Annotated in this window: 19 protein-coding genes; 11 read left to right on the plus strand and 8 right to left on the minus strand. The window is 66.9% G+C overall.

From position 1 onward, the window contains the following. Position 1 precedes the first annotated feature (1 nt). Positions 2–445: a nuclear transport factor 2 family protein gene (locus A5732_RS13140; RefSeq protein ID WP_076053579.1), complete on the plus strand. Its 444-nt coding sequence runs from the start codon at positions 2–4 to the stop codon at positions 443–445. 67 nt (positions 446–512) lie between these two features. On the opposite strand, the gene A5732_RS13145 is transcribed toward A5732_RS13140, so the two are convergent. Beyond that, a complete protein-coding gene (locus A5732_RS13145) occupies positions 513–1,058 on the minus strand; it encodes a TetR/AcrR family transcriptional regulator (protein ID WP_249266773.1) in 546 nt (181 codons plus the stop codon). A 360-nt stretch (positions 1,059–1,418) separates the two neighbouring features. On the opposite strand from A5732_RS13145, the gene A5732_RS13150 reads away from it, so the two are divergent. Further along, entirely contained in the window at positions 1,419–2,327 is a 909-nt protein-coding gene (locus A5732_RS13150; RefSeq protein WP_076053583.1) for a hypothetical protein, read from the plus strand. Positions 2,328–2,479: 152 nt separating this feature from the next. On the opposite strand, the gene A5732_RS13155 is transcribed toward A5732_RS13150, so the two are convergent. Together A5732_RS13155 and A5732_RS13160 are read right to left on the minus strand one after the other, a co-directional pair. After that, the gene (locus tag A5732_RS13155) at positions 2,480–2,764 is read right to left on the minus strand and encodes a ferredoxin (RefSeq protein ID WP_076053586.1); all 285 of its coding nucleotides are present in this window, start codon (positions 2,762–2,764) and stop codon (positions 2,480–2,482) included. Positions 2,765–2,766: 2 nt separating this feature from the next. Further along, positions 2,767–3,888: a Rieske 2Fe-2S domain-containing protein gene (locus A5732_RS13160; protein WP_076053613.1), complete on the minus strand. Its 1,122-nt coding sequence runs from the start codon at positions 3,886–3,888 to the stop codon at positions 2,767–2,769. A 103-nt stretch (positions 3,889–3,991) separates the two neighbouring features. On the opposite strand from A5732_RS13160, the gene A5732_RS13165 reads away from it, so the two are divergent. After that, positions 3,992–5,743: a 3-ketosteroid-delta-1-dehydrogenase gene (locus tag A5732_RS13165; RefSeq protein ID WP_076102414.1), complete on the plus strand. Its 1,752-nt coding sequence runs from the start codon at positions 3,992–3,994 to the stop codon at positions 5,741–5,743. Between the two features lie 4 nt (positions 5,744–5,747). Here A5732_RS13165 and A5732_RS13170 read toward each other — a convergent pair whose 3' ends face one another. Next, entirely contained in the window at positions 5,748–6,359 is a 612-nt protein-coding gene (locus A5732_RS13170) for a PadR family transcriptional regulator (protein ID WP_249266774.1), read from the minus strand. Positions 6,360–6,550: 191 nt separating this feature from the next. On the opposite strand from A5732_RS13170, the gene A5732_RS13175 reads away from it, so the two are divergent. After that, positions 6,551–7,468 (plus strand): TIGR03619 family F420-dependent LLM class oxidoreductase, encoded by a 918-nt coding sequence (locus tag A5732_RS13175; protein ID WP_076102415.1) that lies wholly within the window; start codon positions 6,551–6,553, stop codon positions 7,466–7,468. Here the strand turns inward: A5732_RS13175 and A5732_RS13180 are convergent. Beyond that, on the minus strand, positions 7,465–8,355 hold the full coding sequence (locus tag A5732_RS13180) for a hypothetical protein (protein ID WP_371915850.1): 891 nt from the start codon (positions 8,353–8,355) through the stop codon (positions 7,465–7,467). The genes A5732_RS13175 and A5732_RS13180 overlap by 4 nt on opposite strands. 70 nt (positions 8,356–8,425) lie before the next feature. On the opposite strand from A5732_RS13180, the gene A5732_RS13185 reads away from it, so the two are divergent. Next, on the plus strand, positions 8,426–9,550 hold the full coding sequence (locus A5732_RS13185) for an FAD-dependent oxidoreductase (RefSeq protein WP_076053595.1): 1,125 nt from the start codon (positions 8,426–8,428) through the stop codon (positions 9,548–9,550). A 5-nt stretch (positions 9,551–9,555) separates the two neighbouring features. Here the strand turns inward: A5732_RS13185 and A5732_RS13190 are convergent, their stop codons facing one another. Together A5732_RS13190 and A5732_RS27745 are read right to left on the minus strand one after the other, a co-directional pair. Continuing rightward, positions 9,556–11,031, minus strand: coding sequence for a multicopper oxidase family protein (locus A5732_RS13190; RefSeq protein ID WP_253189057.1), 1,476 nt, complete (start codon positions 11,029–11,031; stop codon positions 9,556–9,558). Between the two features lie 2 nt (positions 11,032–11,033). Beyond that, the gene (locus tag A5732_RS27745; protein ID WP_076102416.1) at positions 11,034–11,777 is read right to left on the minus strand and encodes an ArsR family transcriptional regulator; all 744 of its coding nucleotides are present in this window, start codon (positions 11,775–11,777) and stop codon (positions 11,034–11,036) included. 109 nt (positions 11,778–11,886) lie between these two features. On the opposite strand from A5732_RS27745, the gene A5732_RS13200 reads away from it, so the two are divergent. The 6 genes from A5732_RS13200 to A5732_RS13225 all read left to right on the plus strand — a co-directional run bounded on the left by A5732_RS13200 (position 11,887) and on the right by A5732_RS13225 (position 18,476). Beyond that, positions 11,887–13,167, plus strand: coding sequence for an APC family permease (locus A5732_RS13200; protein WP_076053599.1), 1,281 nt, complete (start codon positions 11,887–11,889; stop codon positions 13,165–13,167). Between the two features lie 94 nt (positions 13,168–13,261). Beyond that, the gene (locus A5732_RS13205) at positions 13,262–13,759 is read left to right on the plus strand and encodes a flavin reductase family protein (protein WP_076053601.1); all 498 of its coding nucleotides are present in this window, start codon (positions 13,262–13,264) and stop codon (positions 13,757–13,759) included. A 3-nt stretch (positions 13,760–13,762) separates the two neighbouring features. Continuing rightward, complete coding sequence (locus tag A5732_RS13210) at positions 13,763–14,479, plus strand: pyrimidine reductase family protein (protein WP_076053604.1); 717 nt, start codon at positions 13,763–13,765, stop codon at positions 14,477–14,479. A 122-nt stretch (positions 14,480–14,601) separates the two neighbouring features. Continuing rightward, the gene (locus A5732_RS13215; RefSeq protein WP_064953303.1) at positions 14,602–14,943 is read left to right on the plus strand and encodes a hypothetical protein; all 342 of its coding nucleotides are present in this window, start codon (positions 14,602–14,604) and stop codon (positions 14,941–14,943) included. A 171-nt stretch (positions 14,944–15,114) separates the two neighbouring features. Further along, entirely contained in the window at positions 15,115–16,878 is a 1,764-nt protein-coding gene (locus tag A5732_RS13220) for a serine/threonine protein kinase PknE (RefSeq protein ID WP_076102417.1), read from the plus strand. A gap of 95 nt (positions 16,879–16,973) precedes the next feature. Next, positions 16,974–18,476 (plus strand): serine/threonine-protein kinase, encoded by a 1,503-nt coding sequence (locus A5732_RS13225; RefSeq protein ID WP_076102418.1) that lies wholly within the window; start codon positions 16,974–16,976, stop codon positions 18,474–18,476. Positions 18,477–18,486: 10 nt separating this feature from the next. Here the strand turns inward: A5732_RS13225 and A5732_RS13230 are convergent, their stop codons facing one another. Beyond that, positions 18,487–19,971, minus strand: a complete 1,485-nt coding sequence (locus tag A5732_RS13230) for an MFS transporter (protein WP_076102419.1) — start codon at positions 19,969–19,971, stop codon at positions 18,487–18,489. Positions 19,972–20,002: the final 31 nt, after the last annotated feature.

Genomic DNA, 20,002 nt, shown 5'->3' on the forward strand with positions numbered 1-20,002 from the left:
CATGGTTACTGATCGACTTCAGGTTCTGTGCGATGAGCATGATGTGGAACGCGCGCTGAACCTGTTCGCCCGAGCCATGGACGACCGCGACTACGCGGTGATGGCCGCAATTCTGGCCGAGGATGCCCAAGGGGATCTCGGGACAGGGCGACTGGAGGGAAGCACTGCGATCATCGAAACGATTCGCGGGTTCCTCGACGAGTGCGGTCCCACTCAACACCTCTTGGGCAACATCATCATCGACGTCACGGGAGATACCGCGGTGAGCCGTTCCTATATCCGCGACGTGCACCTGAACTCGACAGCCGATCCGACGACGCGGTTTTATACCATCGGCGACTATCACGACACTTGGCGGCGCCGCCCTGATGGATCGTGGTGCTTGATTGAGCGCGTCAAGGCCAACCGCGCGTACGTCGGAGCACTCGACGTATTTGGTGGGTGACTGGTGCCGGCGGGTATCGGTCCGCCCCAAGGCCTATGGCGGGTTCACCGTACCAAGCTGCGCCGTATCACTCTGGGGGCGACAGAGTGGGCAGGCTTCGGACGATCATCTGCATGGCAACGCGCAGGGTGGACCGCAGGTTGCCGAAGTCGCCGTCCCGTACCCAGTGAACATAGGCGCACCGGCAAGCCTGAATAACCAACTGCGCCGGCAACTCTCGGGTGAACGGATCATTGCCGATGTCGAATCGATCGGCCAGAAACGCGGAGACGGGGTCGATGAGATCTTGTCCCCAATCCAGCCACCGCAGTCGGTATTGGGGGTCGTCGATCATTAGCGCCATGAACGCGCGGTCGATGTCGATCTGCCCACGCTTGGGGACCTCGGTTGCGAACGCTTCGACAAGCGTGTCGACGGTGCCGCTGGTCGGCGCGGCGTTTTCGAGAACGTCGATGCTCAGTGCGCCGAATCGTTGAAACAGCGGCATCACGACGTCTTCTTTGACCGGGAAGTGACGGTGAAAGGTACGCGGCGCGATGCCCACCGCTTCACAGATTCGCTCGACCGTAACCGAGGTCGAACCCTCCGCCAGGAAGAGGTCGCGGGCCGCCAAGGCGATTTCCACGCGGAGTTCCGCGGAACGCCGCGCCGTCAATGTCGCGGGCCTGCTCACTACCCTCACGTTGCGGCTCCCTGATACCCGCCTAGCGCGTTCATCGTAGCTGTCTGTACTGCTCACGCGCGTATCCACGGCGCGCGAGGTCCCGCTGAGCGGGAAGCCAGACGGCGAGATGCATTGTCATAGCCCTACCCTCAACATGTCAGATTCTGCCAGGAATGCCGAATCTGACACAGCATACGTGGTGAGTTATTGGCCGTGTACCAGCCCGGGGTGGACCTCAAAACCCTCGACCGACGCGGGTGACACCACGCGAAGGCGATGCAACGACATCGCAAGTTACTAGGAGGAGCAATGACCACCGAATCAGCCCAACTGAACTACGACGACTACTCCCACGACTTCATGGGCAAGGTCGGAAATATCGAAGACTTCTCACGCGATTTTCTTCTCGGCTTGGCCCGCGTGTTCGAAGACACGTTGAACTTCATGCCCTATGCCCACGTCAAAATCTACTCAGAGAAAGTCGGCATTAACACCGCCATGGACGTGGCCGCCGAAGTGTCGAGGGCGGTAATGCGCCAGGTGATGCCCATGGGCCGTTTCATCGCCCCCCCGGCCTGGGACTGGAAAAACGCCCAGTACCAAGCGATTCCCTTCGATGTTCAGACCGAGGATCTGACCAAGGATGCGCTGATGCGGCTCATCAAGACTTACTGGGACCAATACCTCAAAGGACACAACTATTTCATCGATCAGTGGACCAAAATCATTCCCGAAGAAGAGGTCTGGCTGGGACTACCGGACATGTACCAGCTCATCATCGATTACGAATACCCGAAGCTGGCCAAGGTGCTCAAGATCGAGCCCGTGCATGTCGTCGACTTTCTCAAGCTGGCGTGTCTGAGCATCGACGGCACGCTGGGGTATGGCGGTGAATACATCGTGTACAACCCTGATCATGTGGTGCTCAACATGCGTCGTTGTGAGGTTCTGCAGAAGTACACCGATGAAGGTCTCTACCCACCCGCGCGAGCATGGATGAACTGCACTTTCGAGCAACGCATCTCAGCACCGTTCTTTCCTGGCTGCAAACTTGAGATCAACTTGCCGCCAAAAGACTTCAAATTCGCCGTCGGTGAACCCTTCTGCGTGTGGACCTATACCCGGGGTGAAGAAAATCATCGTGCCGCCGCGGCGGCGCCTGATCCGCGCGCCAGTGCCATGAAGAAGATCCCCATCATGCCGGCGTCGTCCACGTAGGAGGCGACGATGCCGCACCCGCCTCTGCACGGCGTCGACGCGTCAGCGATCGACAGCCTGCCGGTCGCAGACGGGTGCGGCACGTCGAATGAGTCTGTTGAGTTTGCCGCCGTTGTACGAAGGATCGTTTCGCGCTTCGCCGCTCACGCCGGTCAGGCTACCGGGTCGACAATCGCCAATTCTCCTGTCGCGACGGCGACCTGGATCGAATCACGCAAAGCGGCACACGCCAGAAACGGTCCCCGGTGATGGCCGGCCAGGCGCTCGGCCTCCCGCCGCTCGACACAGCGCGCCGAGGCCGCCGCGTCCCACTGCACGCTGGTCTGGTTCCAACTGCTTTTGCGCGCCAGCACCCGCGCACCGCACTCACGGCACGTCACCGGCACCATCGGCGCCGCTTCGAGCCGGTTATCTTCGCGCACAGACGCTTCCAGCATCGTCAGGCCCTGGCCGCCAAATTGGCATCGACCTCTTTCATCCACGCTTCGTAGGGTCGGGTGGTGTCCAGCTCGAACTCGAAGCGGTTCACCATATCCGGTTGCACATCGGCGGCATCGACGTAGAACTGCTGATACCAGCGACGCAGCTGATATACCGGACCGTCTTCCTCGACCAGGAGCGGGTTGTCGATGCGCGCCTTATGACGCCAGATCTGCACATCCTGCTCGAAGCCCATCTTGACGAAGTCGCCGAGGGTGATCGCGGTCTGCATGGCTAGATCCTCGGGCAGGGCGTCCGACTTCTTGACAATGATTCCGTATTGCAGCACAAAGGAATTCGCGTCTATCGGGTAGTGACAGTTGATCAGCACGGTCTGGTGGTCGGCGTCCTCGTAGTGATAGGTCAGGTCATCGATCATGAATGACGGACCCCAGTAGGACGCCACCGAGGTGGTCCCGAGCATCTTGGGACCCTCACCGCCGATGTCGGGACGGCCGGCGCTATTCATGTACTGCGTCGCCACGTGGCCTTCGAAGATGTTCTTGAATTGCGTGGGCAGAGACCCATGGATGTAGAAGAAGTGCGCCATGTCAACGACGTTGTCGATGATTTCGCGGCAGTTGGTGTCCACCACGGTGGTGTACCAGTGCCAATCGGTCCACGCTTCGCTGGTGGCGCCCTCGATGCGCGGGATCGTCACCTCCGGAGGAGGTGGTTTGCGCTCGGGATCGTTCCAGATGAAGAGCATCCCGTCCTGTTGCAGAGTGGTCCATGCCTGGGTGCGCGCCAGCCGGGGAGTGCGCTTGCTGTAGGGCACCAGCTTGCAGCGACCATCGCCGCCCCAACGCCAGTCGTGGAAAGGGCAGGCGATCTCGTTCCCCTTGACCTCACCCTGGGACAGGTCGCCGCCCATGTGCCGGCAGTAGCCGTCGAGCACGTTGATGTTTCCGTCACCGCCGCGGAAGACGACGAGCTTCTGCCCGAAGGCGTTGACCGCGTGCGGTTTACCGTCGCCGAAATCCTTGATCAGACCCAAACAGTGCCAGCCACGCGCGAACCGCGTGGGGGCCGCCTGCGCCTCGATGAGCCGGATTTCGTCGGAATCAGACTGCAAACTCATGGGCATCATTCAACCCCCCTCGACCGGGCTTCGGGGGGCAGATGTTCCACTCATCAGGAAGACCGTTGCTGTGCCGCCGCGCCCACGCCTACCGTTCTGTGATGTGACCGCGCCGAGCACGACGATTCCCGCCGGACTTCCAGTGGCCGACATGACCGTCGACCTACTGGTGGTCGGTTCAGGCACCGGCTTGACTGCCGCGCTCGCCGCCCATGAGCTTGGGCTATCGGTGCTCATCGTGGAGAAGTCGTCATATGTGGGCGGTTCGACCGCCCGGTCCGGCGGTGCACTGTGGCTGCCCGCAAGTCCGGTGCTCGCCGACGCCGGTGCCAACGACACCGCCGAACGCGCCTCCACATACCTTGCGTCGCTGGTCGCCGGGTCGGCACCGGGGCAGCGGTCTGCCGCGTTCCTGGCCCACCTGCCCGCAACGGTCGAGCTGCTACGCCGGACCACCCCGCTGCGTCTCTTCTGGGCCCGTGACTACTCGGATTACCATCCCGAGCAAGCCGGGGGCAGCGCCGCGGGTCGCACCTGCGAATGTCGTCCACTGAACACCTCGGTGCTGGGCGAATACCGTTCCCGGCTGCGGCCCGGGGTCATGGAGGCCGCCGTTCCGATCCCGACGACGGGCGCGGACTACCGCTGGATGAATCTGATGGCGCGGGTGCCGCGCAAGGGCATCCCGACGATCCTCAAACGAGTGACGCAGGGCGTCGGCGGTCTTTTGCTGGGGCGTCACTACGCGGCCGGTGGCCAAGGCCTGACGGCCGGCCTTTTCGCGGGAGTGCTGCGGGCGGGAATCCCCCTGTGGACCGAGACCACGCTGTTGCGGCTCGCCGGCGACGACGGCCGGGTAACTGGCGCGGTCCTGGATCACGCTGGACGCGAAGTCACGGTTACGGCTCGTCGAGGCGTGGTGCTGGCGACGGGCGGATTCGACCACAGCATGGACCTCCGGTGGAAATTCCAGTCCGAAGCGCTGGGCGCGAACCTGAGCCTGGGCGCCGAATCGAACACCGGCGACGGCATCCGCGCGGCGCAGGAGCTGGGGGCGGACATCGATTTGATGGATCAGGCATGGTGGTTCCCGGCCGTCGCACCCCTGCCGGGCAAGGCGCCGATGGTGATGCTCGCCGAACGGTCACTCCCGGGCTCGCTGATCGTTGACCAGAACGGCCGCAGGTTCGCCAACGAGTCCGCAGACTACATGTCGTTCGGCCAGCGGTTGCTCGAACTGGAGCGTGCGGGAACGACTGTCGAAGCGATGTGGATCGTCTTCGACCAGCAATACCGCAACAGTTATGTCTTTGGCGCCGAACTATTTCCGCGGATGCGAATTCCGCAGGCCTGGTACGACGCGGACATCGCGGTGCGCGCCGACAGCCACGCCGAGCTGGCCGCGAACATGAACGTCCCGGTCTCGGAATTCACCGCGACGATGCTCCGATTCAACGAAAGTGCTTGCGCAGGACAAGATCCCGACTTCGGCAGGGGGCGCAGTGCGTACGACCGGTACTACGGCGACCCGACAATAGCCCCGAATCCGAACTTGCGTCCCTTGCTCAGGGGGCCGTTCTATGCCGTCAGGATGGTGCTCTCCGATCTCGGCACGTGCGGCGGACTGAGGGCCGACGAGCGGGCGCGGGTGCTGCGCGAAGACGGGACAGCAATCCCCGGGCTGTACGCGATCGGCAACACCGCCGCCAACGCCTTCGGAACGACGTACCCGGGAGCCGGCGCGACGATCGCGCAGGGACTCGTTTACGGCTACATCGCGGCCCGCGACGCAGCGGGCACGGCGACGGCAAGCGCGGTGGAGCCGGGCCAGGCGGATCGCCACCGCCAGCACTAGCTCGCTAGTCGGCTTCGCGTTTGGCTTCGACCTGTTTTTCGACCTCGCGCCAGAAGCCCGGCGTGGGACGCGGGCGCCCGTAGCCGCCCTTGGCGGCCTTCTCGATGATGGCGTCCGCTTCGTCGATGTCCTTCATCAGCTCTAATGCGAACTCTCGCTCGGCGGCGTAATACTTGGCCGCCCAGCGAAGGGCGATCACCGAATACGCCCATGCGGGTTCGATCTCCGCCCCCTCGGCGTCCTCCACCGCTTTGCGGTGTCGCGCTTCGGCATACGCCACGTGCTCCTGCAGCAGTTCCTTCAGCCGCGCCGGGTTGCTCAGATGCCCGAAGGTCACCCGCAGCAACACGCTGTGCTTGAGCATCGGCGGGTCCACCGGCGCGTTGTTGGTCCAGTCGGTGACGGCGGCCATCCCCGCCGGGGTGATCTTGTACAGCCGGCGGCTGCGCGTGCCCTCGTCGTGCTCGACGCGCGATGTCACCAGGCCCAGGCTCTCGAGCTTCTTCAGCTCCGTATAGATCTGGCTGTACGACGGGCTCCAATAGTAAAGGTCGACGCTCCAGTCGATCCACTTCTTGAGGTCGTAGCCCGAGACTTCCTCTTCGTAGGACATCATGCCCAGCAGCGCCCAACTCGTCGCGGCGAGTGCCGCCTTCGTGGGTTTGTCGCCAGGCCCGTCCACGTCGCCAGACTAACAACTCGTTGGAAAAGGTCGCCTGGCGTGGACCGCTGGTCGGGATGCCCGTGCGATTGTTACAGGGACTGCCCACGACCTTAGCTACCCGAGAGCTCAGCAGGAGTTGCCCCGTGAAATTCGCCTTTCCCGTTCCGCACCTGCTACGCCTCAAGGCGATTACGCAGCCCTGGGAGGCGGCCGTCACCGGGCCCGAACAGCGCCGCATGATGCAATGCGCCGACCGGTGGGGCTACGACATGATCGCGGTGCCCGAGCATCTCGTCATCCCCACCGACCACGTCGAGTTGTCCGGGTCGCACTATCTGCACTCGACGACCGCCCAGGCCTTCATCGCCGGGGCCACCGAGCGGGTGGCCATCAACTCCTGCGTCACCATCCTGCCGCTGCAGCACCCCATCGTGGTGGCCAAAGCGCTGGCCACCGCGGACTGGATGAGCGGTGGCCGGATGATGGTGACGTTCGGGGTGGGATGGCTGGCCCGCGAGTTCGAGCTGCTCGGAGTGCCGTTCCAGGAGCGGGGCCGCATCGCCGACGAGTATCTGGCCGCGATCGTCGAATTGTGGACCAGCGACTCACCCCGATTCGACGGCCGGTATGTGTCGTTCGCCGACATCGCCTTCGACCCGAAACCCGTTCAAAAGCCCCATCTTCCGATCTGGATCGGCGGGGACGCCGACGCCGCGCTGCGCAGGGCGGCCACCTTCGGGGCGGGATGGTGGCCGTTCCTCACACAACCTGAACAGATCGCCGAGAAACTCGACTACATCAAGTCCCAGCCCGCCTACGACGGCCGGGAATTCGAGGTGATGCACGGGCTCGGCACCAACCGGGTCGGCGAAGGACACGTCGCCCGCCGCGCGAACGACCGGCCGGGCATGAGCGCCGCACAGATCGTCGACCGGTTGAACTGGCTCGCCGAGCAGGGCGTGACCGTGACCGCGGTTCCCGTCCCCGCCGTCAGTGGCGTGGACGAATACCTCGATTACGCGCAATGGGTCATCGAGGAGATCAAACCCCAAGTGTCCTAGCGGATCTGCAATCCGCGCCGACGCACCCAATACACCGCGGCGACGCTGCCCGTGACCCACACGCTCATGGCGATGGCGAGGTGGACGAAACTCTTGGTTTCGCGCCCGAACACCGGCCAGATCAGGGCGGGCGCCTGCTGCCACAACACGCGGTGCTCCACCCCGTTCATCGGATCGGCCACGTAGTACAGCGCATAGGGCAACGTCAGGGCCAGCACCCAACTGCGGGTGCGGCGCAGATCGCCGCGCTGGCGCCAGCGCCGGATCAGCGGCTCGACACTGACCGGATGCAGCACCGAGATGAAGTTGCCGACACCCAGCCAGGACACGATGGGCACCGCGACGGTGGGGATCGTAATGCCAAGCCGCGCCGGGGTTTCCAGCCACAGCGTCAAGACAACCGCGGCGGCCAGGGTGGGCAGCCCGACGATCGCGACCAGGGCGAGGTTCTTGATCAACAGGATTCGCCAGAACGGCACGCCGTCCGATAGGCCCCGAAGGATGCGGTAATGGTCGGCGCCCAGGAAGTTGGTGGTGGTGACGTCGGCGAGCACCCACGAGGAGAAGTAGGTGCCCACCAGGATCACCCAGTCGGGGTGACGGCCTACCGGGGTCAGCGGCTGCACCAGCAACCAGCCGGCGGCGAAGATCACGTTGGCCACCACACCCATCAGCCAGGTGCGCGGCCGGGTGAAGGACCACCGGATCTCGGCGATGACCGCCGGAATCAGGGGCTTCTCGAAGTCCCTGGCGGCGCGCCGGGCCGCAGCGGGACGAGGGGCCGACGCACGCACCGCGGTGCGCAGCGCGGCGCTCACCCGCGGATGCGCCGACGCCCCGGACTCCCCCAGCCGCTCCGGGCTATCGATTCTGCTCGAGACGATCAACTGACGTGCCCCTCTCGCGCTCGGATCGGTCAACGGCTCGCCCGCAAGCTACGCAGGGCAGGATAACGGCATGAACCGTAAGCGTGTCATCGTCGCCGGGCTCGGGGACGCGGGCGTCCTCGCGGCGATCCGGCTGTCCCGGCATGCCGACGTCGTCGGGATCTCGGCCAAACCCGGGCTGGTGAGCGGCCAGGAACTCGGCGTCCGGCTCTCGCGCCCGCACGATTGGGCACGCGATTACTGGATTCCGTTCGACCGGTTCCGCCGCCTCGACGGCGTTGGCATCGTGCAGGCGACGCTGACCGGGGTGGACCTGGCCACCCAAACCGTCTTCGGCCGAAGCGAAGACGGCGCGGCCATCACCGAGCCGTACGACGCGCTGGTCATCTCGACCGGAGTCAGCAACGGCTTCTGGCGCCAGCCGACCATGCAGTCGGCCGCCGAGATCGGCGCGGGACTGCGCGCCGCGCACGACCGGCTCGCCGCCGCCGCGTCGGTGGTCGTGGTGGGCGGCGGGGCCGCGGCGGTCAGCAGCGCGCTCAACATGGCAACCACGTGGCCGGACAAGCGGATCGACCTGTACTTCCCCGGTGAGTGCGCCCTCGAGGGGCACCATCCACGGATCTGGCAGCGGATCCGCGGCCGGCTGACCCAGCTGGGCGTCGGCCTGCACCCGGGACACCGCGCGGTGCTGACCGAGGGGTTCGCGGGCGACGAACTGACCAGCGGACCGGTCCAGTGGAGCACCGGGCAACCCCCGGCCGACGCCGAAGCCGTGCTGTGGGCGATCGGGCGGGTGCGGCCCAACACCGAGTGGCTGCCGCCGGAACTGCTCGATGAGCGCGGGTTCGTGCGCGTCACGCCGGAGCTGGGGGTGCCCGGCCACCGGGGTGTGTTCGCGGTCGGCGACGTCGCGGCGACCGATCCGTTGCGCAGCTCCGCCCGTAACCGTGGCGACGCCCTGGTGGCCCGCAACGTCCTCGCCGACTTCGCCGGCCGGCCGCTGCGCAGCTACCGGGCGCCGACGCGGCGGTGGGGCTCGCTAGTGGGCATACAGCCCAACGGGCTGGAGGTCTTCCTGCCCACCGGCCACGCCTTCCGCTTTCCGTCCTGGTCGGTCGAGCGCGTGGTGATGCCGTGGGTCGTGCGGTGGGGCATGTATCGGGGGGTGCGCCAGAACGACCCGCTGGGGTAAGCGCGTCAGGTGCAGTTGAGCAGCAGCATCAGCCCGTAATCCATGTGGATTTGTTGATGGCAATGCAGCAGCGAAAGGCCGGATTGATCGGCGACGAAATCGATCTCCATGCTCTGGTAGCCGCCGAGCATGGCGACGTCCTTGCGGACGCCGGCGGTCGGTGTTCCGGCGAACCGGGTGATTTCGAACGTGTGCCGGTGCAAGTGCATGGGGTGCAGGTCATCGCTGGCGTTGCGGAACCGCAGCCGGTAACGCTTGCCGCGCTCGATGTCCAGCACGGGCTTGTTCGTGTCCATCGCAAAGGGCACACCGTTGATCGTCCAGGCATTGAAACCGTTGTCGGCGGCGTTGCGTTTTTCGATCAACATGTCGATGGTGCGGTCGGGCGGTTGAGCGTCCGCCCGCTGGGGTGTGCCGAACAGCCGGTAATCCCACGAGAAGGGCGGGGGCGCTGCCCATTGCGGAGCCCCGGTGCGCCCGGCATATTCGACGACCGCACCCATTCCGTGACCGCGGTCGTCGTCGGACAGATCGCCCAGCACCCAGACACCCGGATTGGTCATGCTGACAATGGCCGAGATCCGTTCGCCCGCCCCAAGCCACAACACCGGCACGGCGGCCCGCGTGGGCACCGGGTTGCCGTCCAGCGCGACGATGCCGAAGGTGTGCCCGGGCAGGGCCAAACTGCGTGTCTCGGTGGCGCTGCCGTTGAGCACGTGGAACAGCACCCGCTGACCGGCTTGCACGCGGATGGGATCGCCGTGGCCAAGCATGCGCCCGTTGATCGCGAATGCCCCGTACCCGACCTCGTTGCCCGGTGACTCGCCACGACCCAGCGAGGCGGCCATCGCCGACTCGCCTCTCTCCTTGAGATCCTGATCCTGTTCACCGGCCAGAAAGTCACTGGCCATGTCGCCCCCGCGACTGAAGGCGGGCTCAAACTCCTTGAGCGTCAAGAAGATTTCCTGATCGTATGCGCCGGCGTCGTGCGCGGGCTCGATGTAGACCGGGCCCACCAAGCCGCTGTACTGTCCGCGCGACAGATCGGCGCGTGGGACGACGTGGGTGTGATAGAAGCGCAAGCCCGCCGGACCGGGGACAAAGGAAATCCTGCGCATGCCATGCGCGGGTATGTCGGGGGTGCCCTCTTCGGCGGCGCCGTCGACGTCAACGCCGACGTGCTGTCCATGCCAATGCAACTGCTCGGGGGAATCGGTGTCGTTGAAGACATCGACCCAGGTGCGCCGCCCCTCCTTGAACCGCAGCAGCGGACCGGGAAATTGACCGTTATAGGTCAGGGTCGACACGATCCGGTCCGGGGCCAGCTCGGCCTTCCCGGAGCCGATCCGCAGCGTGTAATCGGCTTTGCCACCGGGCGGACCGCCGGGCGAGGGGTGCGAACACGCGGCACCGGCGCTTCCCGCGGCGGCCGCCAGCGCGACGCCGGCCCACTTGCCGAACTGACGCCGGTTGAGCGCCATCGTCAGCGCCCGACCGTAGGGGCGCTGAAGTGGGGCACGAAGAAGTCGACGCGCCGGCTCAATTCGCCTGCCACGCGCCGAAATTGCGGGTATCCGGCGCCGGCGGCCGACGGGTCGGGCAGGCTCCAATGCATCGTGGTGGCCAGGTCGTGGTCGCGGGCGTATTCGCGCACCTTGTCGCACAGCGTGATGACGCAGTCGAAGCGTCGCCGGGAAACCGCGGCCAGGGATTGGGGCCGGGTGCCGCTGAGGTCGATGTCGTATTCCTCGCGCATGACCCGGATGGCGTTGGCATGGAGCTGGGATTTCGGATGACTGCCCGCGCTTGCCGTCCGAATGCGGCCCTGGCCGCGCTTCTCCAGCAGCGCCGCGGCCATGGGAGAGCGCGCGCTATTGCCGGTGCACAAGAACAACACCGACCGCGGTGCCGGCTCGATGGGGAGCCCGGCCGCCAGCGCCGGATGCAAAGCCGCGGCGGCGTCACGAAATACCTTGGCGCACTTGGTCAGGTTCAACCAGTAATAGGTGTCGCGGCCATCAAAGCTACTGCGTCGCGCATCGACGAGTCCGGCCGAACGCAACAGCCGCAAGTGATACGAGACCAGGTTCTGCGGCTCGCCGACGGCGGCAGCCAATTCCCGCACCCGGTGGTCCCCGGCTGCCAGTTCGGTCAGCAGCGCCCACCGCAGTGGGTGCGCCGCCATCTGCATCAGCACTGGAACGTCCGCTCGTTGGGCCGCCGCCATAGTTCCGCACGATACATCAAATCAATTTGATAGGTTAGGCGCTGCGCGAGGCGATACAGGCGTGACCATTACTCCGACTTCGAGGAACCGCGTGTCCGGAAGCACCCCGATGAGCACCCCGCGGGCCGACGGCGAATTGCGCCGCAGCCTCGGCGTTTTCGACGCGGTGGTGATCGGGCTGGGGTCGATGCTCGGCGCCGGCATTTTCGCGGCGCTGGGGCCGGCCGCGCGCGCCGCCGGCTCGGGCCTGCTGCTGGGCCTGGCGTTGGCCGCGGTGGTGGCCTACTGCAACGCCACCTCCTCTGCGCGGCTGGCGGCGCGCTACCCCGCGTCGGGCGGCACCTACGTCTATGGCCGAAAACGGTTGGGAGACTTCTGGGGATACCTGGCCGGGTGGGGCTTCGTCGCCGGCAAGACCGCGTCGTGCGCGGCGATGGCCCTGACTGTGGGCGTCTATGCATGGCCGGCGCAGGCGCACGCGGCGGCCGTCGCGACGGTGGTGGCGCTGACGGCGGTCAATTACGCCGGAGTGCGGAAGGCGGCCTGGCTGACCCGCATCATCGTCGCGGTGGTGCTGGCGGTGCTGGCCGCCGTGATCGTCGCCGCGTTCACTTCCGGGGCGGCCGGTTCCGAGCATCTCCGCTTGAGCGGCGCAACCCTGGGCGGGGTGGTGCAGGCCGCCGGCCTGCTGTTCTTCGCCTTCGCGGGCTACGCGCGCATCGCGACGCTGGGCGAGGAGGTGCGCGACCCGTCGCGCACCATCCCACGGGCGATACCGCTGGCGCTCACGATCGCCCTGGCCGTCTACGCGCTGGTGGCGGTGGCCGCGCTGGGTGTGCTGGGACCGGGACGACTCGCCAAGACCGCCGCCCCGCTCGTCGAAACGGCCCGCGCCGCGGGGAACGGCTGGCTGGTTCCCGGCGTCCAGATCGGGGCGGTGGTGGCGGCGGTCGGCTCCCTGCTCGCGCTGATTCTCGGGGTCTCGCGCACCACGTTGGCCATGGCGCGCGACCGCCATCTTCCCCACGCCCTGGCCGCCGTGCACCCACGGTTCGGAGTGCCCCACCGCGCGGAGCTGCTGATCGGTGTCGTCGTCGCGATACTGGCCGCCACCACCGACCTTCGGGACGCCATCGGGTTTTCATCATTCGCCGTGCTGATCTACTACGCCGTCGCCAACGCCGCCGCGTTCACCCTCGGCCCCGATGAGGGGCGCCCACACCGCGCCATTCCGGTGATCGGGCTGCTCGGCTGCGTGGTGCTGGCGTTCGCGATGCCCTTGTGGTCCGTGCTTTCCGGTGTGGTGGTGCTGGGCGTCGGCGTCGCCGCCTACCTGATTCGGCGCTTCGTTGCCCCGATGAGGTTGCGGCGCAACCGGAATCGCAGCTGACTTCGGCGAACTTCGCCGGGGCCGGTCGCACCCCGCCACCGGGCAATTCGCGGCGAAGCGATTCCCCGAGCGCCGGACGGGGAAGACTGAGCGGATGTCCGACCCGGAAACCGAAGCATTCGACAAGCTGGTGGCGCTGCTGAACTATCCGATGTTCGTCGTCACCACGCAGGCCGACGGCACCCCGGCCGGCTGCCTGGTGGGTTTCGCCAGCCAGACCAGCATCCATCCGCCCCGGTTCCTGGTCGGCCTGTCCCAGCGCAACCACACCTTCCGCATCGCCCACGACGCTTCCCACCTGGCCGTGCACGTGTTCGACCACGACCACCTGGACGTGGTCGAGCTCTTCGGCAGCCAGACCAGCGACAAGGTCGACAAGTTCGACCGATGTTCCTGGCATCCCGGCCCCGAAGGGCTGCCCATCCTCGACGACGCCGCCGCGTGGTTCGTCGGCGAGATCCTGGAACGTTTCTCGCTGGGCGACCACGTCGGGCACCTGCTGGCGCCGGTGGGCGGCAGTCCGCCAAGGGAACTGGAAACCTGGGTGTCCTTCGGCGACGTTCGCGAGCTGGAACCCGGCCATGAGGCCTAGCGCGTGAGCGAGTCGCCCCGGATCAGTGCCGTCCCCAGCATCATCGAACTCGCGCCGTTCTACGCCGACCCCCCGGATGGCGTGCGCGCCAACATGATCTTCAGCGCCGACGGCGCCGCCGCGTTCGGCGGTCGCGCCGGTCCGCTGTCCTGCCCCACCGATCAGCGGCTGTTGAACATCCTGCGCGGCCTCGCCGACGTCGTGCTCGTCGGCGCCGGCACCGCCCGTGCCGAAAACTATGGCCCGGTAAAGCTGAGCGATGCGGCGCGCGCCCGACGCCATCACGAAGGGCGGGCCGAACCGCCCCCGATCGCCGTGGTGAGCCGCAGCGGTGAACTACCGCCCCGGCTGTTCAGCAATCCGGATCAGCCCCCGATCCTGGTGACCTGCGCGCGAACCGCGGCACGCCAGGACCCCGACAGCGACCGGCAACACGTCATGGTCGCCGGGGAGGACTCGGTGGACGTCGCGCGCGCGGTCGCGATGCTGCGTGAGCTGGGCATGCACCGCATCCTCTGCGAGGGCGGACCGACGCTGCTCGACGAGCTGGTGGAAGCCGATGCCGTCACCGAGATCTGCGTGACCCTCGCCCCGAAGCTGGCGGCGAGCCAGCCGTTGGGTTACCGGACACACCCGGCGCGGCTGACCACCCCGGTCACCATGCAACTCGAGCACGCGTTGGTCTGCGACGGCTATCTGTATTTGAAATATCGCCGCTGACCCCGGCCGCGCTCGCCCGGAATGCGGGCGCGGGAAGGCGCTCGACATGCAGCCAACGGCGCCTCTTCCTATGATGAAAATGCCCGGTTTGAAACCCGATCAAGAATAGGATCACCGGCCAGGTGAGCAGTTCAGAGCACGACCATGACTACCGTAATCTGGCGGTGAACCGACTGCGCCCCAGTGAAATTCAATGGGCGCTGAACCACGATGCGGTGCACGGGATCGCCTACGCGTTCAAGAACCCCGTCGCGGTCGCAGACTCCATCGAGGATCCCGACGACGACCGAAAGACCTACCTGGTGCGGGTCAAGCGCGACGACCTGGCCAACGCGCTGGAGAAAATCAACGAATGGATCTTCGACAATCCCGGACCGGCCGGGATGCAGGCGTACGGATTCGTCCGGGCGCTGTCCCGAGAGGGGCTCACCGAACGCGCCACCGGTGACGACGACCACCGTTAATTCCGCACCGTTGAATTAGCTGGCTTTCGCTATTCGCCGTGCCCCGCGGTCGCGAAAACCTTAGCCTTATGCCTGCATGCCACCGCATACGCGGATTCGGCGCGGTCGCCGGCCCGGTGCCGGCGCCGGCGGCCGGTTTGCGGCGCACGGCAGGCGGGTGAGGAGTGTTCGATGGGTGACACGACCGCGGATTCGCGGGAGGGTACGCAATTCGGGCCGTATCGGCTGCGGCGGTTGGTCGGTCGCGGCGGCATGGGCGACGTCTACGAGGCCGAGGACACGGTCCGCGAGCGCATCGTGGCCCTGAAGCTGATGTCGCGCACCCTGTCCAACGACCCGGTGTTCCGTTCGCGGATGCAGCGCGAGGCCCGCACCGCCGGACGGCTGCACGAACCGCACGTCGTGCCGATCCACGACTTCGGCGAGATCGACGGCCAGCTGTACGTGGACATGCGGCTGATCGACGGCAAAGACCTGGCCACCATGCTGAAGCGCTACGGGCCGATCTCCCCGCCGCGGGCGATAGCGATTATCCGCCAGATCGGTTCGGCGCTCGACGCCGCTCACACCGCCGGGATTCTGCATCGGGACGTGAAGCCGGAAAACATTCTGGTGAGCGCCGACGACTTCGCCTACCTGGTCGATTTCGGCATCGCCAGCGCCACTTCCGACGAAAAACTCACGCAATTCGGAACCACCGTGGGCACCGCCAAATACATGGCCCCGGAGCGGTTCGGCGATTCCGAGATAACCGCGCAGGCCGACATCTACGCGCTCGCCTGTGTGCTGTACGAATGCCTGACCGGCTCGCCGCCCTACACCGGCGACCAGCTCAGCGTGATGGGCGCGCACGTGCACCAGCCGATCCCGCGTCCGAGCGCGGCCCGACCCAGCATCCCTGCCGCCTTCGACGGGGTCATCGCCCGCGGCATGGCCAAGGACCCCGCGGACCGCTTTCTCACCTGCGGTGACCTGTCGGCGGCCGCCTACGGCGCGCTGGCCGCACCCGACCAGGATCGCGCCACCGACATCTTGGAGCGCAGCCAAATGGCAACGCCACCGGTCGCATTCGCCGGCCAGCCGGCCCGCGGGTTCGCTGCGGGCATCCCCGTCCCCGCGCCGCACCAACCGCCCGTCGGCGCCTGGCCCGCGCAGCCCACCGCGTGGGGCGGCCCGCCTGTCTGGACCACCGCCGGTGGTGCGCCGACGCCGCCTTGGGGCCAACCGCCGCGGGCCAGCCGCAAGCCCTGGCTCTGGGTCGGTGTCGCCGCCACCCTCACGGTGGTGCTCCTCGGGGTGATCCTCGGCGTCGTCCGCCCCTGGGACTCGAAGTCCCGGCCCGCCCCGACCCCGCCACCGCCACCGCCGGATGCCGTCGCGTTGCGGGTCCTCGATGACGGTGTGTTCGTGGGCAGTTCGGCGGCCCAGACCACGATCGACATCTTCAACGAACCCATCTGCCCGCCGTGTGGCAGCTTCATCAGGTCGAACGCCACCGACATCGACACCGCCGTGAGCAACAAGAAGCTCGCCGTGCGCTATCACCTGCTGAACTTCCTCGACGACAAGTCGCACAGCCAGGACTACTCCACGCGAGCGGTGGCGGCGACCTACTGCGTCGCCGCGCAGAACGAGCCGAAGGTCTACGCCGACTTCTATTCCGGCTTGTTCGCCAGCAACTTTCAGCCGCAAGAGGGCGCCGCCGAAGACCGCACCGATGGCGAGCTCGCGCAATTGGCCAAGACGGTCGGCGCGGACCCCGCCGTCGTCACCTGTATCAAGTCCGGCGACGACATCGGCACGGCCAAGGCGAAAGCGGCGAACGGCTACTCGACCCTGTCGGCGGACAACGCCAATTCCACGCCCTTCGTGTGGGACGGCACTAGCGCGGTGAACTATCAGAATCCGGCCTGGCTGGCGAAACTCACCGGATAGCAAGCGGCGCAACCGGGGCCGCGGGCCGGGCGAGCCGCGCTCGCCGCACGGGGGGATGTTGTACGTTTCCTGCGGCGAGTTGATTGGAGTCGGCGATGGGCGACGCGCACGGGTCGCGGTCGGGGACGATGTTCGGCCCGTACCGCCTGGGGCGGCTGCTCGGCCGCGGCGGGATGGGCGAGGTCTACGAGGCCGAGCACACCGTCAAGCAGTGGACCGTCGCGCTGAAGCTGATGTCGCACTCGTTCAGCCAGGATCCGGTGTTCCGCAAGCGAATGGAGCGCGAAGCCCGCATCACCGGCCGGCTGCTGGAGCCGCATGTGGTGCCCATCCACGACTACGGCGAAATCGACGGCCAGCTGTTTTTGGAGATGCGCCTCATCGAGGGTGTCGACCTGGACAGCCTGCTCGAACGGGAGGGACCGCTGCCCGCGCCGCGCGCGGTGGCCATCATCCATCAGGTCGCGTCGGCCCTGGACGCGGCCCACGCCGCCGGGGTGACGCATCGTGACGTCAAACCGCAGAACATCCTGATCACCGGCGACGACTTCGCCTATCTGGTCGACTTCGGCGTCGCCAGCGCCAAGACCGACGAGAAGCTCACCCAACTGGGCACCGCGGTGGGCACCTTGAAATACATGGCGCCCGAACGCTTTTCGAGCGACGAGGTGACGTCCCGCGCAGACGTGTACGCGCTGGCGTGCGTGCTCTACGAATGCCTGACCGGGACGCCGCCGTATGGCGCCGACAGCACCGGGCTGCTGGTCACCGCGCACATGATGCACCCCATCCCCAAACCCAGCGCACACGGCGCCGGCGTGAGCCCGGCATTCGACGCGGTGATCGCGGCGGGCATGGCCAAGGACCCGAGCGAGCGCTACCCCACCGCCGGCGCCCTGGCGGACGCCGCGCACAAGGCACTGACCAGCCCCGAACGCGAACGCGCCGCGACGATCCTGGAGCGCAGCACCGGCTCCGAGGTCCCGATCAGCCCACCCGCGCCGGCGCGGCGCCGGCGCACCCGCTGGCCGGCGGTGGCCGCCGCGGCCGTCGTCACCGTCGCGATCTGCGCCGTCGGCGTCTGGCTGCTGCTCAAACCGACCAGCCAGCCGCAGCACCGGACGAGCTCGGGCAAGACCGCGCCGCCGTCCACCGCCGTCCCCAGCGGCGACCAGGCGCGGCTGATCAGCCTGCTCCCGCCGGGCTACCTGCCGGGCACCTGCACGCCGGCCACCCCCGAGTCGGGCAGCATCTGGGTGCACGCGGTGGCCATGGTGACCTGCGGACAGAACACCCAGCCGGGCGGCCCGGCCCGGGCCACCTACGGGCTGTTCGGAACGCCCGACCGGCTGAAGAAGGCGTTCAGCGACGACGTCGGCAACGTCAGCCTGGTGAACTGCCCCGGCGAGGGACGCTCACCGGTCAGCTGGCACTACGACGAGACCCCCAACGACATGGCCGGCCTGATCGCGTGCGGCACCTACAACAACCACCCGAACGTGATCTGGTCCAACGACGCGAGGCTCATGCTCAGCGACGTCACCGGCGACCCGGCCACCGTGGAAGACCTGCACACGTGGTGGGACGCCTACGGCTGACCTGCCCGGTCTAGTCCGTTACCGGCTCCGAATCCTCTTGGCGCTCAGCGTCTTCCACGGTCAACGGCAACGCCAACTCTTCGAGCGGGCGCTGCTCGGCGTTGATGCCGAGCCACAGCTCGACCAGGCCGGCCGCGGCCATCACGACCGCCCCGATGAGGAACGACCAGACGACCTCGCTGCGCATGCCCGAGTTGATCAGCTGACCGAACAGCAGCGGGCCGGTGATGCCGCCGATCGCCGTGCCCATCGCGTAGAAGAACGCGATCGCCAGCGCCCTGGTCTCCATCGGGAAGATCTCGCTGACCGTCAAGTACGCCGCGCTGGCGCCCGCCGACGCCAGGAAGAACGCGACGATCAGCACGCCGATGAAGGCCCAGACGCCGCCGGCCTGGGTGACAAACACGATCGCCAGCGCCACCACCGCGACAGCGGAACCGATGTAGGTCAGCGTGATCATCGGCTTGCGGCCGACGGTGTCGAACAAGTGCCCGAGCACCAGCGGGCCGGCGAAATTGCTCAGGGCCCACAGCACAAAGAACACCGGCACCATGTCCGACGGCACGGCGTAGAACTGGCTGAGCAGCGTGCCGAGGTTGAACGTGACGCCGTTGTAGAGGAACGCCTGCCCGATGAACAGCGCCAGTCCGAGAATCGCGCGCCGCGGATACAGCTTGAACGCCACGGCGGCGATCTCCCGGAACGAGATCGCGGTGCGCTGGCGGATTCGCAGCGCCTTGCCCTGCGGTTCGGGCAGCGGTTGGCCGGTCTCCTGCTCGACCGCCTCTTCGATGTCGCCTACGATTCGCTCGGCCTCCTCGTCGCGGCCGTGAATGAACAGCCAGCGCGGGCTCTCCGGGACGTTGCGCCGCACCAGCAGCACGAAAATGCCGAGGATGGCGCCGATGCCGAAGGCGAGACGCCAGCCGACGTTGGGCGGGAAGTTCGACGTGTTCAGCAGGACCAGGGCGCCGCCAGCACCGGCGGCCGAGCCCAGCCAATAGGTTCCGTTGATCACCAGGTCTACCCGGCCGCGGACCCGCGCCGGGATCAACTCGTCGATGGCCGAATTGATGGCGGCGTATTCGCCGCCGATGCCGGAGCCGGTGAAGAAACGGGTCAGGAAGAAATACCACGGGGCGAACGCGAACGCGGTGGCGACGGTGGCCACCAGATAGATCGCCAGGGTGATGATGAACAGGTTGCGCCGGCCGAAGCGGTCGGTCATGTGGCCGAAGAACAGCGCCCCCGAACACGCTCCCGCGATGTAGATCGCGGCCGCCATGCCGATCTGTGCGGCGTCCAGCGAGATGCCGCTGTTGTGCTCCATGAGCCGGGCCGAGACGTTGCCGACCATGGTGACCTCGAGCCCGTCGAGCACCCACACCCCACCCAGGCCGACGACGACGCGCCAGTGAAACCGCGACCACGGCAGCCGGTCCAGCCGCGCGGGCACATGCGTCGAGATGGTCTTGGTTTGCGCGCTCGTACTCATGCGGTCTCCGTTCGGGTTTGACAGAGATTTA

The sequence above is a fragment of the Mycobacterium colombiense genome, from assembly GCF_001953985.1.
GTDB classification, from domain to species: Bacteria; Actinomycetota; Actinomycetes; order Mycobacteriales; family Mycobacteriaceae; genus Mycobacterium; species Mycobacterium colombiense_B.

Bases quoted from the DNA above. Each gene is read 5' to 3' on its own strand.
- A5732_RS13140 (WP_076053579.1), top strand. From the start codon at position 2: ATGGTTACTGATCGACTTCAGGTTCTGTGCGATGAGCATGATGTGGAA.
- A5732_RS13150 (WP_076053583.1), top strand. From the start codon at position 1,419: ATGACCACCGAATCAGCCCAACTGAACTACGACGACTACTCCCACGAC.
- A5732_RS13155 (WP_076053586.1), bottom strand. From the start codon at position 2,764: ATGCTGGAAGCGTCTGTGCGCGAAGATAACCGGCTCGAAGCGGCGCCG.
- A5732_RS13160 (WP_076053613.1), bottom strand. From the start codon at position 3,888: ATGAGTTTGCAGTCTGATTCCGACGAAATCCGGCTCATCGAGGCGCAG.
- A5732_RS13170 (WP_249266774.1), bottom strand. From the start codon at position 6,359: ATGATGTCCTACGAAGAGGAAGTCTCGGGCTACGACCTCAAGAAGTGG.
- A5732_RS13185 (WP_076053595.1), top strand. From the start codon at position 8,426: ATGAACCGTAAGCGTGTCATCGTCGCCGGGCTCGGGGACGCGGGCGTC.
- A5732_RS13190 (WP_253189057.1), bottom strand. From the start codon at position 11,031: ATGGCGCTCAACCGGCGTCAGTTCGGCAAGTGGGCCGGCGTCGCGCTG.
- A5732_RS27745 (WP_076102416.1), bottom strand. From the start codon at position 11,777: ATGGCGGCGGCCCAACGAGCGGACGTTCCAGTGCTGATGCAGATGGCG.
- A5732_RS13200 (WP_076053599.1), top strand. From the start codon at position 11,887: ATGAGCACCCCGCGGGCCGACGGCGAATTGCGCCGCAGCCTCGGCGTT.
- A5732_RS13205 (WP_076053601.1), top strand. From the start codon at position 13,262: ATGTCCGACCCGGAAACCGAAGCATTCGACAAGCTGGTGGCGCTGCTG.
- A5732_RS13220 (WP_076102417.1), top strand. From the start codon at position 15,115: ATGGGTGACACGACCGCGGATTCGCGGGAGGGTACGCAATTCGGGCCG.
- A5732_RS13225 (WP_076102418.1), top strand. From the start codon at position 16,974: ATGGGCGACGCGCACGGGTCGCGGTCGGGGACGATGTTCGGCCCGTAC.
- A5732_RS13230 (WP_076102419.1), bottom strand. From the start codon at position 19,971: ATGAGTACGAGCGCGCAAACCAAGACCATCTCGACGCATGTGCCCGCG.